The sequence below is a fragment of the Enterococcus sp. DIV0213h genome (assembly GCF_051711285.1).
GTDB classification, from domain to species: domain Bacteria; phylum Bacillota; class Bacilli; order Lactobacillales; family Enterococcaceae; genus Enterococcus_D; species Enterococcus_D casseliflavus.
This window is the reverse complement of sequence record NZ_JBIOMH010000001.1, coordinates 437,185-452,299: the sequence shown is the minus strand read 5'-3', so window position 1 is coordinate 452,299 and position 15,115 is coordinate 437,185. Positions and strand designations below refer to the sequence as shown.

Here is a 15,115-nt window from a genome sequence, read left to right as displayed (position 1 = left end):
TTCCCTTCTTTCTTTTTAAATCAACGCATCGATTGCCGCTTGCTCGATCGGCAACCCTGCTTGGTAACGTTGGGTAAAGACGGTAAACCCCTGAATGTCGGCTTCTGTCGGGGCTAAGGTCACGCCGTGGTCATTTTTAAACACTTGATCTGCTAAGAATGCTGCCAAGGATTGTTCTGGCGTATGACGGCGAAGGTACGCTGCTAAAAGGGCGATCCCCCAGGCGCCGCCTTCACCAGCCGTTTCCATGACCGTGACTGGGGCTTCCATGACAGCTGCCAAGACACGTTGGGCAACTTCTGGCGTTTTGAAGATCCCACCGTGACCAACGATTCGATCAATAGCGACGTCTTCGGCTTCCAGAATCTTCATCCCGATCTTCATCGCACCAAAGGCACTAAACAGATGTAAGCGCATGAAATTTGCTAAAGTAAAAGAACTCTCTGGCGATCGGACGAAAAGCGGCCGTCCTTCAGGGATCTTAGTGATATTTTCACCAGAATAATAGCCATAAGAAAGCATCCCGCCACAGTCTGAATCCCCTTTCAATGCTTCGTTGAATAAGGTCGCAAACAATTCTTCCGTGGAGAGTTTCATTCCAGCTGCGTCGGCAAATTCGCGGAAAAGTTTGACCCAGGCATTGATCTCCGAGGTGCAGTTATTCGTATGGACCATCCCCACCAAATCACCAGAAGGCGTCGTGACCAAATCGATCTCTGGATACACTTTAGTTAAGGGTTCTTCTAAGACGATCATGGCAAAAGCAGACGTCCCGGCTGAAACATTCCCGCTTCGCTGTGCCACACTATTCGTGGCAACCATGCCAGTGCCCGCATCGCCTTCTGGCGGACATAACGGGATGCCAGCTTGCAAAGTACCAGTTGGGTCGAGTTTTTTTGCCCCTTCTGCCGTCAATGTGCCGGCTGGTTCGCCTGCTGTCAACACTTGCGGCAAAAGGTCTTTGATCTGCCAAGGATACCCCAGACTGCTGATTTGTGCATCAAATTGCTGCAGCATATTCGCATCATAGTTTTTTGTCGTACTGTCGATTGGGAACATCCCTGATGCATCGCCGATTCCGATAACTTTTTCCCCTGTAAGCTGCCAATGGACATAGCCGGCTAAGGTAGTGAAAAAAGCAACCTCTGGGACGTGGGCTTCTTGATTCAAAATCGCTTGATACAAATGCGCGATACTCCAACGCTGCGGGATGTTGTATTGGAACAATGCCGTCAAGGCTTTTTCTGCTTCTTCCGTGATCGCATTGCGCCATGTCCGAAAAGGTACCAACAGCGTGCCTTGCTGATCAAAAGCCATATAGCCGTGCATCATTGCAGAAAAACCGATACTGCCGATCGTCGTCAAAGGTACCTCGAATTGCTGTTGGATGTTGTGCGCCAACTCTTGGTAGCTGGCTTGCAGTCCTTGCCAAATCGCCTCTAGTGAGTAGGTCCAAATCCCTTGCTCCAATTGATTTTCCCATTCAAAGCTACCTGAAGCGATCGTCTGAAACTGCTCATCGATCAAGACAGCTTTGATCCGTGTCGAGCCTAGCTCGATCCCAAGAGACGTGCGCCCGTCCATAATTGCTTGCCTTACTTGTTGCGTCATCTTCTTATTCTCCTTTTTGGTTATTGACTGAACCGCGAACGATCAGCTCCGGTTCAAAATAAAAGCGTTGCGCTTCTGTTGCCTTACCTGTAGTGATCCATTCTGCCGCCAATTCCCCCATCGCTTCTTTCGGGTGAGTCAGTGTGGTGATCGTCGGTGTGGACAAGGTGCTAAGAGGCGAGTCATCGTTACCCACGATCGAAAAATCAGTAGGAACGTTCTTCCCAGCAGCCGTCAATGCTTGAATCAAGCGATGCGCGATCTCATCGTTGTAACAAACGATGCCTGTGACTTGATTATCGGCAGCCGTCAAGCGCTGGATCGCTTGTTCAATAACGGCTTCTTTCGTCTCGGTCGTATACGTCAAGACGTCTTCTGCTGCAAACGTCCGCTTGGCTTGGGTCAAGGCTTTGACAAACCCTTTCATCCGATATTTCCCTTGTAAGTCATCGATTTTCGTGATCATCATTAACTGCTGATGCTGTTGTTCTAATAAATAATTGGTTGCTAAAAAACCAGAACGTGTATCGTTGACACAAATATGCGGCAAGTCTAGTTCTTCATAATAGGCATTGATCATGACGAGAGGAATCCCGGCTTCTTGGAGGGCGACATAATAAGCAAGATTTGGGTTGTACTGGCTGCTCTTCGTTGGCTCAACGATCAACCCGTCTACCCCTTGATCCATCATTTGCTGCAAGCACGCTCTTTCTTGCTCATGGTCATTGTTGGTTGATCCTAGAAGCAGTGAATAGCCTTGCTCCCGCAATGTCTGCTCTACGCCGCGCATGATCGAAGGGAAAATATAATCAGACAAATAGGTCATGATGATCCCAATCGTTTTGCGGTTTTTATGATTGACAGTCTCAGGTTTTGAAACGTAGGTGCCTGAGCCCCGTTCTTTTCTTAAATAGCCTTCATTGACCAAAACAGCGATCGCTTGGCGTACCGTGTGACGGCTATAATGAAATTCTTCCTGTAAGGTTGCTTCTGAAGGGATCGCATCGCCTTCTTGATAGGTGCCTAAGCGGATCTTCTCTCTTAAGATATCCGCAAGTTGTTCGTACTTATTCGCCATTTTAATCCCATCTTTCAAAAGTTGTCCGTACATCTAAGATACCAAGAAACCGCTTCCGTGTCAATTGCTGCTATGGGTTTTTTTCTAAAAAAACCTAACGAAAAGAAGATAAATGATAAATTCCCTTTATTTTCATCAGAATAAAACGAATCAAAACACTATTTGTTGTATAATTGAATAAAATGTTGCTTATTACGTCTAAGGAGGTAAGTATTTTGACGAGAACACCTAATGAAACCTACGAGGAACCCATTATTTTGTATTCAAAAAAATATCGAGAAAATCGCAGACATGATGCCAGCTGTCGTTGGCTCATTACGAAAAAAGGCGTCTGGATAAACAACACCCATCCAAAAATCCCAGATGAAAAGATCCCCATGGCAAAAATTGCCGATGTGGAATTACATATAGGCAAAGGTCTCTTAGTGGACTACCTCCGACTGCAGGTACCAGGTAATTCTCAATTGCTCTATTTCACCAATCGAATCGATGCCCAAAAAGCCTATGAGTTTTTAACGGATCATTTGGCAGCACTTGGTGGGCAATCAGCCAAAAGTTACGTGGATGAAGAGGCTGGAAAAATCAAATTACTTTCCTATCATTATCGTGATGCTTGGGTCATTTCAGAAGATACCCTTACAATCATCGATTACAAGAAGAAAGCGAAACAGGTTCTGCAGATTCCCCAAATTACCAGTGTCAATTTGAAAGAAGTTGCTGAATCAGGTCTTTGGAAAGGCAATGGCTTTTTAGAATTGTATATTGGCGGCGGAGCGATCAGAGAAACCCATTCCTTCAGACGAATGGAACCGAATCATTCCCTTTGCTTTGCCGAAAAAGACCTGGTGATTGCTCGGATCATACAGCGCTACCTCACCAACTTCCCTCGGGAGCGGTCGGTCCCGTTAACGAACCCATCGCCACCACCAGCTGCGAAGCCGACGGAAGCGCTCATTGCTGAACTACGCGAACTAAAAGTGTTGGTCGACGAAGGAATTTTGACTGAAGAAGAATTTGCATTCAAGAAAAAACAACTGTTAGGATTATAGAAGCAATCGCTTCGGAGAAAAAAGCCGCCCTCCTGCCATGAGAAGGCAGAGCTTTCGGTGAAGGGCTGTGCTTTTTTCCTGGGAAAATTTTGAACGGTTTTTTTAGAACATGCTATACTAATTGAAGAATACGTAGAGTATCTCAAAGGAGGTCTTTCTCATTTTTTCTTTTAATGACATCAAAGCACGTTTCCCCCAGGCAACGTTGCATGACAAAGTTGCCACAACGAAGGATATCGAATCCATCGCCTTCGGCAAAAAATATATTTGGCTGCCAACTGACCAATTAAGTGACAGTGAAAAATTGCTGATCCAACTGGGAAACGGCTCTTTGCAACCAGAAATCGATAACCGAAACCATCCATGGTATCCGATTTTATTTGAACATCAGCCCGTTCAAGAGCCAGAGTGGATTCGCTTGCTGCAAGTTCATTTCACCCGAACCATCGACTCTTTGCAATCCGAATGGCTCGCAGAGATTCAGCAAATGCTCCCTAGCGTGGTGGATCTTTTTTTCCTCACCGAAGACCATGCAGTGATCGTAGAAAAACAAGATGGTGCCAATTTGCCCATCGAAGATCTCGACGGCTTATTCGTCGCTTTGGATATGGATTTCGACTGCTATTCCCAGCTGTTCGTCGGTCCCTTCCATCATCCACGCCACGATTTCACTGCCTTATGGGCAAGTGAGTCTAGCCTGTTCAAAAATGAGTTAAAAACGAAAACCACCAGTAAAAGTATGGATCTGCCCAAAGTGGTCTTCTCTCTTTTTCGCAACGGCTTTTCCGAGTATATTTCCTTGTTTCGTACCTTGTATCTAGATTGGTTTGAAGAAGAGACCGAAACGATCATTCAATCCCTGTGGCGCAATCAAGGCAATGCAAGCTCCACAGCCAAAGAACTGTTCATGCATCGGAATTCTCTCCTATATAAGATCGATAAGTTTCAAACACTGACGCGCTTAAATTTAAAAAATATGGATGATCTGTTGCTTTGCTATTTATTGATCGATCAGTTCACCCATCAGAGCAATTAAACAACATGCACAAGAAAACGTTTTTTTCTTGTGCATGTTTCCGTTGCACCTTCGAAGCGTTTTCATTTATGATGTTCATGTAAACTAAATGGAAAGAGGTAATCCCAATGGTAGAAATGGCCTTAAAAAATATCCACAAAAAATATGATAATAATGATGCGTATTCGGTAACTGATTTTAATTTAGATATCGCAGATCGCGAATTCATCGTTTTCGTTGGACCTTCTGGTTGCGGAAAATCAACAACGCTTCGAATGATCGCTGGTTTAGAAGATATTTCTGAAGGCGAATTGAGCATCGGTGGAAAAGTAATGAACGATGTGGCACCAAAAGACCGCGACATCGCGATGGTTTTCCAGAACTACGCATTGTATCCCCATATGACTGTTTTCAACAACATGGCATTTGGTTTGAAATTGCGTAAATACGACAAAGAAGAAATTAAAAAACGGGTAGAAAATGCCGCTGAGATCTTAGGATTGACAGAATACTTAGATCGTAAACCTGCTGCCCTTTCAGGTGGTCAGCGTCAACGGGTTGCCCTAGGCCGTGCCATCGTCCGTGATGCTAAAGTCTTCTTGATGGATGAGCCGTTGTCAAACTTAGATGCGAAATTGCGGGTTGCCATGCGTGCGGAAATCGCAAAATTACACCAACGTTTAGAAACAACGACGATCTATGTAACCCATGACCAAACAGAAGCGATGACCATGGCTGACCGGATCGTTATCATGAAAGATGGCTTCATTCAACAAATCGGTTCACCAAAAGAAGTCTACAACACACCGAAAAACATTTTCGTTGCCGGCTTTATCGGTTCACCAGCAATGAACTTCTTCAATGTTACGTTGAAAAACGGTATGATCTCTGATGGACAAAGCTTGAACTTACGTATTCCTGAAGGCAAGAACAAGATTCTTGTGGAAAAAGGGTACGAAGGCAAACAATTAGTCTTTGGTATTCGTCCAGAAGATATTCACAGTGAACAAATCGCATTGGAAGCTTCTCCTGAAGCAACTGTACGTGCCGAAGTAGTCGTATCTGAATTATTAGGTGCAGAAACGATGCTTTATACACGCGTAGGTGCGACTGAATTTATCTCGAAAGTTGATGCTCGTGACTTCCACCGTCCAGGTGAAACGGTTGATTTGGCTTTCAACATCAACAAAGCACACTTCTTCGACAAAGATTCAGAAAATGTCATCACACTTCCTTAATTTGTAGTTACCATGCACTGTTCTCGGATTTGCCCCCTAGGCAGTCGCATTTAACTAATATCCACTTTTATTCCTTATTTGTATCCCCTAAAAACAGACAGTCAGCAGACTGTCTGTTTTTGGGTTTCGTTGTGTTTCCTACGAAACGCTTAGTTACGAACGAGAAACCAGAAGCGGTGTAAGCAGCTCATTTCCCCCCTTCTACCGCCCACAGCCACGATGCTTTAAGTACGTGAAACACTCGCCCATCACTTGCCTTTAGACAGCATACGCGTGGTGTCAGCTTCGTCCTCTTCCCCCTCAACTTCTCTTTTGTTTGTCTATGATGCGATGTCCTAAACACGAGAAAACGAACCAACGGGCTTGCCACGCATTGCTGCTTAAGAGGGGCTTTCTTGGCTAGTGTAGGCAGAAAAGCACCACAAAAAGAGTAGTGCTTGTGGGGGATGACAAGCACTACTCTGGGGAGCCTATTCAACTGCTGACCACCTAGCTTTTTGCCAAGCTGCTGGTTAGCGATCGTTTTTCAAGAGGGTCAGGCTGTCTGCAAGGACAGCTTCGCCATCTAACAACTCGTAATCTGTTTCTTTGATCAATTTATAAGGTACCGCTTTGACCATGAGAAAGTCTTTCAATCGATTGACTTCGTACTTCGACTGCGGACCGATCAGCAAGGCATCGACAGTCTGCTGCTGCAGGATCTGTTCAGCAATGATGGCTGGTGCCGAATAGATATGCACGGCTAATCCTTTTTCATCTGCAGCCCGCTGCATGTTTTTCACTAAGAGACCCGTAGTGATACCTGCGGTACAAATCAATAAAATCGTCTTTTGTGCTTGTTCCTCCATAAACAGGCCCTCCTACGATATTTTCTTTTTCTTATTGTAGATATCCAACACGACGGCCAGCAGCAAAATCAACCCTTTGATGGCTTGCTGCCAATCGACACCGACTCCTAAGATCGACATCCCATTGTTTAAGACACCCATCACGAGCCCACCAACGATCGCACCCATCACAGTACCAATACCACCTGATGTGGAAGCCCCGCCGAAATACACTGCGGCCATTGCATCTAATTCCATTGACGTTCCTGCTTGCGGGGTGGCTGCGTTCAACCGAGCGGCTAAAACCAAGCCCGCCAAAGCTGCCATCATCCCCATGTTCACGAAGACCCAGAAGGTGATTTTCTTCGTCTTGATCCCAGAAAGTTCGGCTGCTTTTTTGTTGCCGCCGGTTGCATAGATTTGACGACCGGCAACGGTTTTGTTAGTCAAAAAGCCATAAGCAGCCACGATCACCCCTAAGACGATCAAAATGATCGGATACCCTTGATAAGAGGCAAAGATATAGGTAGCGCCGAGAAATACGACCGCAGTAAAGACGGCTTTAAAGGCAAAGGCTGCCATTGATTCCACTTCAAAAAGATTTTTTTTGCGACGCTCACGGGTCCGCCATTGGCCTAAAATCAGGATGCCCGTGATCACTACACCTAAAATCATGGAAAGTAAATGGATCTGACCGCCTGCAATATCTGGCAAATACCCAGTAGAAATTTGTTGGAATGCCTTGGGAAACGGCGCCAATGATTGACCCCCTAAGACGACTTGGGTCAGTCCTCGAAACATCAGTAAACCAGACAAGGTCACGATAAATGCTGGGATACCGACATACGCGACCCAGAAACCTTGCCAGGCACCGATCACTGCGCCCATCAGTAAGCAAAGAGGCACTGCCAGCCAAGGACTGATGCCGTTATTGACCATTAAGACGCCTGCAATCGCACCGACAAACGCCATCACGGACCCTACGGATAAATCAACGTGTCCTAACAAGACGACCAAGAGCATACCAGCTGCCAAAACGAGAATATGACTGTTTTGCAACACGAGGTTGGTGATATTCAGCGGCCGCCAGAAAATCCCGTCGGTCATGAGCTGAAAGGCCACCAGCAGCACTGCTAAGATAATGATCATACTGTATTTGCTAAAGATTTCCAGTGCCTTTTCTTTCAGCGAATGGCTGCGTTCTTTTTTTAATTTATTGGTTGTTTCCATCTCAAACCCCACTCTCTTCTAATGTCATTAGATTCATCAATCGTTCTTGATCCGCCTCTTCCCGCAGGACCTCGCCAGTGAAGCGGCCTTCGTTCATCGTATAGATTCGGTCACACATGCCTAATAGTTCTGGCAGCTCCGAGGAGATAATGCAAATGGCTTTGCCAGCTGCTGCCATCTCTTCGATGATCGTATAGATTTCGTATTTCGCTCCGACATCGATCCCACGGGTCGGTTCATCTAAAAATAAGATGTCTGGTGTGGTCATCAGCCATTTTGCCAAAACGACTTTTTGCTGATTCCCGCCGCTCAAGCTGCCGACGTTTTGATAGATCGAATTGGTTTTCGTCCGCATTTTTTTGCGGAATTCTTCGGCCATCGTGACTTCTTTTTCTTTATCGATGACCCCTTGGCGGCTGATTTTGGCAAGACTAGCAATGGTGGTGTTCTCGCGAATATCCATCAGCAGATTCAAGCCCAGCGCTTTTCGATCTTCCGACACATAGGCTAACCCATTTTTGATGGCGGTTGGCACGTCTTTGACAGAAATCGGTTGGCCGTCTTTATAGACTTCCCCCGAAATCGAACTGCCGTAGGAATGACCGAAGACACTCATGGCAAACTCTGTCCGTCCCGCACCCATCAAACCGGCGATGCCGATGATCTCTCCTTTGCGGATCATCAAGTTCAAATTCTCATTCACCACACGGGTATGGTCGATTGGATGATGGACCGTCCAATTTTTGACTTCAAAAAACGGTTCACCAATAGTGGGGTTCCGCTCTGGGTAGCGATTGGTCAAATCTCGCCCAACCATGCCGCGAATGATGCGCTCTTCAGAGATTTCGGCACCACTCAGCGTCTCGATCGTTTGCCCGTCACGTAAAATCGTGATGCGATCCGCCACATTGACGATTTCATTCAACTTGTGAGAGATGATGATCGAGGTGATCCCTTGGTTGCGGAACTCTTTGATCAGCTCTAACAGATTGGCACTTTCTTCTTCATTCAACGCCGCGGTTGGCTCATCTAAAATCAACAATCGGACGGATTTTGAAAATGCTTTGGCAATTTCCACCAGCTGTTGATGCCCGACACCGATTTGTGAAACCAGCGTATTCGGGTCTAATTTCAAGCCAACGATCTTTAAGAGGTTGTCTGTTTTCTTTTCGGTCAGATCCCAATCAATGATGCCGTGTTTGGCTTGTTCGTTTCCTAGAAAGATATTTTCTTTGATCGACAGGTAAGGACTTAATGCTAACTCTTGATGAATAATAACGATTCCTTTGTCCTCACTGTCCCGCAAATCTTTGAACTTGCATAACTCCCCTTCATAATAGATCTCTCCGTCATAGCTGCCGTAAGGATAGAGTCCGCTTAAGACATTCATCAGCGTGGACTTGCCAGCGCCATTTTCTCCACACAGTGCGTGGATCTCTCCTCGCTCGATCGAGAGGTTGACGTTATCAAGGGCGCGAACCCCTGAAAACTCTTTGACGATGCCTTTCATCATCAAAATATTATCTGCCATGTTCTTTCACCCTTTTCCTTTTTATGTAAAAGTGGTGCGCTGCCTTTGTAAGAAAAGCGGAAAGAACGAATAGTGGGGATGATTCGTTCTTCCCTACTGCTTTCGGGGAAACCATGTATCTTTTCTCGCTGGATCAGCGCTTCTTGCTTAAATGCCTAGCTCTTCTTCTGTATAGTAATCGGTATCGATCAGTTCTTCTTTGTAGTTGTCGCTATCCACAGAAACGGGATTTGACAAGTAGGTTGGTACGACTTTGACGCCGTTGTCATAGGTTTCCGTATCGTTGACTGGCACTTCCTCGCCATTGGTGATGGCTTCGATCATTTCGATCGTGTTTTTCGCCAACACCCGTGTATCTTTGAAAATCGTTTGGGTCTGTTCGCCCGCGATGATCGATTTCACCCCTGCCACCGTCGCATCTTGACCGGTAATCACAGGTAGTGGTTTATCGGAAGAACCATAGCCAACGCCTTTAAGCGATGAAATGATTCCTAGGCTGATTGGATCATAAGGTGAAAGAACGGCATCCAATGTTTGATCCGTATAGTTGGCACTCAACAAGTTGTCCATCCGAGCTTGCGCAGTTGAACCATCCCAACGCAAAGTAGCGATTTGGTTAAAGTTGGTTTGACCAGAAGGAACGACTAGCTGTCCGCTGTCAAAGTATTGTTGGAAGACCGAAAGGACCCCATTATAATTGATCAGTGCATTGTTATCATCTGGAGAGCCGCCGAATAATTCAATGTTAAATGGTCCTTCACCGTCTTTGAGACCCAATTTGTCTTCAATATAAGACGCTTGCAGCACGCCGACTCCAAAATTATCAAAGGTGGCATAATAATCGACGTATTCCGAGTTCATCAGTAAACGGTCATAGGCGATGACTGTGATATCTTCGTTATGGGCTTTTTCCAACACGTCTGTCAGTGCCGAACCATCGATCGAGGCGATCACTAAAGTATCAACGCCTTTGGTGATCATATTCTCAATTTGTGCCACTTGGTTTTCTACTTTGTCTTCTCCATATTGCAGGTCAGTTTTATAGCCGAGCTTCTCTAATTCTTCTACCATGTTGTCGCCATCTGCGATCCACCGTTCTGCCGATTTGGTCGGCATCGCGATCCCAACAAATCCTTTGTCTCCGTCACCGTTTGCCCCGCTGTCTGATCCATTCCCACAAGCTGCTAACAATCCGCCAACCAATAAGGTGGATGCTAGGACGACCAATTTACCAAAAGTACCTTTCATTGTGATCCCTCCATGTCTTTTTCTTACATTCTCAGTATAGCCAGTTAAGGAATCGCTTACATTTAGATTTTTTCGAGGTTTCTTGGATTTCTTGAGAAAAAACGACTCAGTTGCCCCCTTTTCTTTTCGTAATCTTGGATTTTTTAAGATTCCCTTGGTTTTTATTTGATTTGATATTTTGTGTAAAGCGCTTCCGTATTTTTTAGTAGAATAGACCATAGAGGTGAAAAAAATGAGGAATATAAAAATTGGGTTACTCCTTTGGTTGTGTTTGTCTTTCTTGGCTGGTTGCCAAGCAGTCAAAGAAACGACCGCTGAAACATCGGAAGAAAGTATCGTGATCGGTTTTTCTCAATCGGGAACAGAAAGCAGCTGGCGCAAGCGCCACACCGAATCGATTCGCACTGAATTAGAGAAGGAAGGCTATGAAGTGCTCTATCGTAACGGCTATATGAATCAAGAACGTCAGATTCAAGATATCCGCAGTTTTATCGTGTATCAAGTCGATGCCATCGTCTTTACCCCGATTCAGGAAAACAATTGGGAACCGATTTTGGAAGAAGCTGCGCAAGCGGGGATTCCCGTTTTCGTGGTGGACCGTCATGTCAACGTCAGCGATCCCTCCTTGTTTCTGACTCATATCGGGCCAAGCTTCAAAGCCGAGGGCAATCGTGCAGGTCTCTACGTCAGCAATTATTATAAAGAACATCAAAATGAAACGATCAATGTTTTAGAATTGACGGGACTGGATGCTACTTCTCCGACGTATTTGCGCTCAGAAGGGTTCCGAGAAACCATCAAGCGTGATTATGCCCACAACAATGTAACGATCCAAGTCAAAGATGAGCTAAATGGTGACTTCATTCGCCGCAAAGGCAAAGAAGTCATTGAACAATACATCGCAGAAGGCAAAATGGAGCAGATCGATGTCTTGTTCAGTCACAATGACGAGATGACTCTTGGCGCTCTTGAAGCCCTCGAAAAAACCGATATTGAGCCAGGGAAGGATTTGGTGATCGTATCGATCGATGCCCAAAAAGAAATGATCGACAAATTGAAGCAAGGGATCGTCAATTGTGTCGTTGAATGCAACCCAGATGCTGGTGTGTTCGTCAAAAATGCCATCTCGCGCTACTTGGCTCGCGGCGCCGATGCCATTCCTCGTGAAATCTATGTCCATGAAACAGTTTTTTCCAGTGATATGGACTTTGATCAGATTCCACCAAGAAATTATTGAGGAGATGAAGATGAAAACAAAAAGTATCAAGGGCATCTTCCAGCAGACCAACAAACTGATGATCCTCGTCGCCTTTATCCCCCTCGTAGTAAGCAGTGTCTTTTACTCGCGGCAGATTTTTATTTACCAAAACACCATCAACAATATTGAAGAAGCCAATCAATTATCGGAAAAAGTCGATGCCATTGTCTTGGAAGAAATGTGGGATTTAGTCTTTGGTCAAAAAACCGTCGCACAAGTCCAAGAAACCAATGTGATCGATGAACTAAGGAGCGATCTGCAGCACATTCAAGAAAATACCAGCACTGCCAAAGAGCTCAATATTTTAGCAGTCGCCTTTCGAACGCTCGATTCTTTAGAAACCTATCAGCAACAGTTGATCGATAATATTCTCAACGATGAACCGGTGGAACAAAACCAATACGTCATGATCCAAGTGGATTCGGTGATCGATTTGCTATCCGATATTTTGCAGCAGTTTGTCGGGGTAGAGATCAGCTTAGCCAGCCAAACCAATCACGAACTGGTCCAATCCGTGTTGCTGCTAATCCTTTTTCAGGTCGTGTTGCTTTTGATCATCTTTGCGATCATCAATAAAAACCGCCGCTTTGTTCGTGACAATCTGCAATACCCGCTGGATCGGTTGTTAGACCTTTCCAATGAACTATCCCAAGGACATTTGAGCTACCGAGCAGAACTGCCCGAAACCCCAGAGCTGCGGACTCTGACGAGTAGCTTGAATCGGATGGCAGATGACTTGACTCGGCTCTTGGAAGAAAATGCCTTGAAGCAGTATCACTTAGCCCAAAGTGAGGTGCGGGTCTTACAAGCCCAGATCACTCCACATTTCATCTATAATAGTTTAGATGCGATCGTTTCTTTGATTGAAGCTGCCCGTTACGAGCAAGCAACCGAAATGACTTATGCGCTGTCAGATTTTTTCCGCATCTCCTTAAGCAAAGGGCAAGACTGGATTCCGCTGGAAAAAGAATTGCGGCATGTGGACGATTACTTGAAGATTTTGCAGATCCGCTATGGCAGGATGCTGTCTTACACCATTGAAAATCAAACTGTCAGTCCAGAACTACAGGTTTTGAAAATGGTCCTGCAGCCCCTTGTTGAAAACGCCGTATATCATGGCACCAAATTTGTCCGTCGTGTCGGCATGATTCGAATCACAGTGTCAGAATTGCCTCACCAGATTCAAATGACCATCAGTGACAACGGTGTTGGGATCGACCCTGAGCGTCTGGAGGAGATTCGTCGTAACCTTAAAGAAACCACTGATCCCGCCTCTGAGAGCGGCTATGGCCTATATAACGTCTATCGCCGTCTCCAGCTGAACTACGGCAGCGAAGCGCAACTGACGATCCACAGTCAATACCAAGAAGGCACCACGATTAACGTCACAGTACCAAAAAGGGAGGAACCCAACCATGTACAAAGTGTTCATAGTTGAAGATGAACATCTGATTCGCGATAGTTTGCGCCACCAAATCATGACTCTTGCCAAACAATACCCGATCGTTTATAGCGATGAAGCCGCAGATGGCGAATTGGCGCTGGCTTCGATCCTTGATCTGCGTCCTGATATTATTATCAGTGATATCAAAATGCCGTTTATGGACGGCTTGGTCTTTGCGAAAGAAGCCAAGAAATTATTGCCGCAAGTTCGCATTATTTTCGTTAGCGGCTTTGATGATTTTGACTATGCAAAAACGGCACTGCAGCTGCAAGCAGACGATTACTTGCTCAAGCCCATCAAAAACGAAGAATTAGAACAAGCCATCAAAACCGTCGTTCAACACTTAGATGAACAACAAGCCACTCATCAGCAATTATCCAAAGAAGACGATTTATTCGAAATGGAAATCAAAAAAAATCACTTTCTGAATCACCTCTTTAAACAAAAGATCACGATCTCAGAAGCCTTTTTGCAAGCAGAAGAACTGGGCCGGCGCTTTTCAGGCAAACAGTTTTGTGTGCTGTTAGCAAAAACCCCCTTCAATCAAAGCTTTTCTGACTACACTCGCTTTAGCCAGCAGCTGACCAAAGCCTATGAACAAGACGATGCCGTCTTGTTCTCCAGTGTGTCCAGCCGCTTCATCAAGTTTTTGCTTTTTGACCATGACCGAGAACAAGTTTTAGAAAAAGCCTATCAGATCGCTCAAAGCCTCGTTCATGGTTCTGGGGAAGAAGTAGCAGTGGCGATCGGACCGGTAGCAGATCGCTTCTCGGGTATCTCTCTTTCTTATCAGAAAGCTCGTGACATGCTAAAAACCTATGGCAGCATCCGCAAGGAAAAAATCATCAGCTATGAAGACGACATTCGCGAAGGGGAACTGTCCCCCACCAATCCCTTCAAAACCGACCTTGCTTCACGGCTGGCAAATGCTGAGAAACAGACGATCCCTGAGCTGATCGCTGAATTGATGGCGCCTCAAGGAACCGTTGAGCGAACGCAAATGTACCGTTTGTTCGTCTTAGTCGAACTGCTGGCATTGTTGAAGAAAAAAGACAGTCATTCGCTGCCCCAGATCGTTCAACACGCCCATGACTTAGACTATCTAGCGGCATTGACCCATGAGCCAGAGAACTATCAAACGACTCTGGCAGAACTGTTGCCATTATTGACCCAACAACCCATCAATCCTGCAATGGCGAAATATCAAAGCGTCATCAATCAAGCCAAAGCCTTTATTAGTGAGCACTTTTCTGATCCCAATATTTCCTTAAATGTAGTTGCTGAAAAAGTTCATTTGAGTCCAGCACATTTCAGCACCATCTTCTCGCAAGCCACTGATTCTACGTTTATCGAATACTTGACCGAGCAACGGTTGACCTTAGCTAAGGAACTGCTGTTAACGACCAATCTACGGCTATCTGAGATCGCCTTTGATGTTGGCTACAATGACCCAAATTATTTTTCCTTTTTGTTCAAGAAGAAAGAAAAAATCTCACCGAAAGAATACCGTCAAAAAAATGCCTAAATGAGTGAAGGGATGCAAAAAAAGAGTGAGGGACAGCAAAATCGTCCTCACTCTTTTTCAT

The 15,115-nt window shown here is 45.4% G+C and carries 12 protein-coding genes; 6 read left to right on the top strand and 6 right to left on the bottom strand.

All coding sequences use genetic code 11. The features are described 5' to 3' along the window. Nucleotides 1-15 precede the first annotated feature (15 nt). Both IGI77_RS02170 and IGI77_RS02165 read right to left on the bottom strand, forming a co-directional pair. Complete coding sequence (locus IGI77_RS02170) at nucleotides 16-1,611, bottom strand: xylulokinase (RefSeq protein WP_438769313.1); 1,596 nt, start codon at nucleotides 1,609-1,611, stop codon at nucleotides 16-18. A gap of 4 nt (nucleotides 1,612-1,615) precedes the next feature. Next, nucleotides 1,616-2,722 (bottom strand): GntR family transcriptional regulator, encoded by a 1,107-nt coding sequence (locus IGI77_RS02165; RefSeq protein ID WP_081091733.1) that lies wholly within the window; start codon nucleotides 2,720-2,722, stop codon nucleotides 1,616-1,618. 149 nt (nucleotides 2,723-2,871) lie between these two features. On the opposite strand from IGI77_RS02165, the gene IGI77_RS02160 reads away from it, so the two are divergent. From IGI77_RS02160 to IGI77_RS02150, 3 genes are all read left to right on the top strand, one after another. Then, on the top strand, nucleotides 2,872-3,738 hold the full coding sequence (locus IGI77_RS02160) for an SHOCT domain-containing protein (protein ID WP_438769312.1): 867 nt from the start codon (nucleotides 2,872-2,874) through the stop codon (nucleotides 3,736-3,738). Between the two features lie 205 nt (nucleotides 3,739-3,943). Next, nucleotides 3,944-4,774 carry a helix-turn-helix domain-containing protein gene (locus tag IGI77_RS02155; RefSeq protein ID WP_074934403.1) on the top strand — a complete coding sequence of 277 codons (831 nt, stop codon included), beginning with the start codon at nucleotides 3,944-3,946 and terminating at the stop codon, nucleotides 4,772-4,774. A 107-nt stretch (nucleotides 4,775-4,881) separates the two neighbouring features. Further along, nucleotides 4,882-5,991 (top strand): ABC transporter ATP-binding protein, encoded by a 1,110-nt coding sequence (locus tag IGI77_RS02150; protein WP_005227260.1) that lies wholly within the window; start codon nucleotides 4,882-4,884, stop codon nucleotides 5,989-5,991. Nucleotides 5,992-6,503: 512 nt separating this feature from the next. Here IGI77_RS02150 and IGI77_RS02145 read toward each other — a convergent pair. From IGI77_RS02145 to chvE, 4 genes are all read right to left on the bottom strand, one after another. Then, complete coding sequence (locus IGI77_RS02145; protein WP_438769311.1) at nucleotides 6,504-6,839, bottom strand: PTS sugar transporter subunit IIB; 336 nt, start codon at nucleotides 6,837-6,839, stop codon at nucleotides 6,504-6,506. Nucleotides 6,840-6,851: 12 nt separating this feature from the next. Further along, nucleotides 6,852-8,048, bottom strand: a complete 1,197-nt coding sequence (gene mmsB, locus IGI77_RS02140) for a multiple monosaccharide ABC transporter permease (RefSeq protein ID WP_005227258.1) — start codon at nucleotides 8,046-8,048, stop codon at nucleotides 6,852-6,854. Nucleotide 8,049: 1 nt separating this feature from the next. Further along, the gene (gene mmsA / locus IGI77_RS02135; RefSeq protein WP_005231476.1) at nucleotides 8,050-9,579 is read right to left on the bottom strand and encodes a multiple monosaccharide ABC transporter ATP-binding protein; all 1,530 of its coding nucleotides are present in this window, start codon (nucleotides 9,577-9,579) and stop codon (nucleotides 8,050-8,052) included. Between the two features lie 147 nt (nucleotides 9,580-9,726). Next, nucleotides 9,727-10,827 (bottom strand): multiple monosaccharide ABC transporter substrate-binding protein, encoded by a 1,101-nt coding sequence (gene chvE / locus IGI77_RS02130; RefSeq protein ID WP_005231478.1) that lies wholly within the window; start codon nucleotides 10,825-10,827, stop codon nucleotides 9,727-9,729. Nucleotides 10,828-11,059: 232 nt separating this feature from the next. On the opposite strand from chvE, the gene IGI77_RS02125 reads away from it, so the two are divergent. The 3 genes from IGI77_RS02125 to IGI77_RS02115 are packed head-to-tail and all read left to right on the top strand — an operon-like array spanning nucleotide 11,060 to nucleotide 15,054. Further along, entirely contained in the window at nucleotides 11,060-12,064 is a 1,005-nt protein-coding gene (locus IGI77_RS02125) for an ABC transporter substrate-binding protein (protein ID WP_008376147.1), read from the top strand. A 10-nt stretch (nucleotides 12,065-12,074) separates the two neighbouring features. Then, complete coding sequence (locus IGI77_RS02120; protein WP_438769310.1) at nucleotides 12,075-13,523, top strand: sensor histidine kinase; 1,449 nt, start codon at nucleotides 12,075-12,077, stop codon at nucleotides 13,521-13,523. Next, nucleotides 13,501-15,054: a response regulator gene (locus IGI77_RS02115; RefSeq protein WP_438752871.1), complete on the top strand. Its 1,554-nt coding sequence runs from the start codon at nucleotides 13,501-13,503 to the stop codon at nucleotides 15,052-15,054. Before IGI77_RS02120 ends, IGI77_RS02115 begins: the two co-directional genes overlap by 23 nt. Nucleotides 15,055-15,115: the final 61 nt, after the last annotated feature.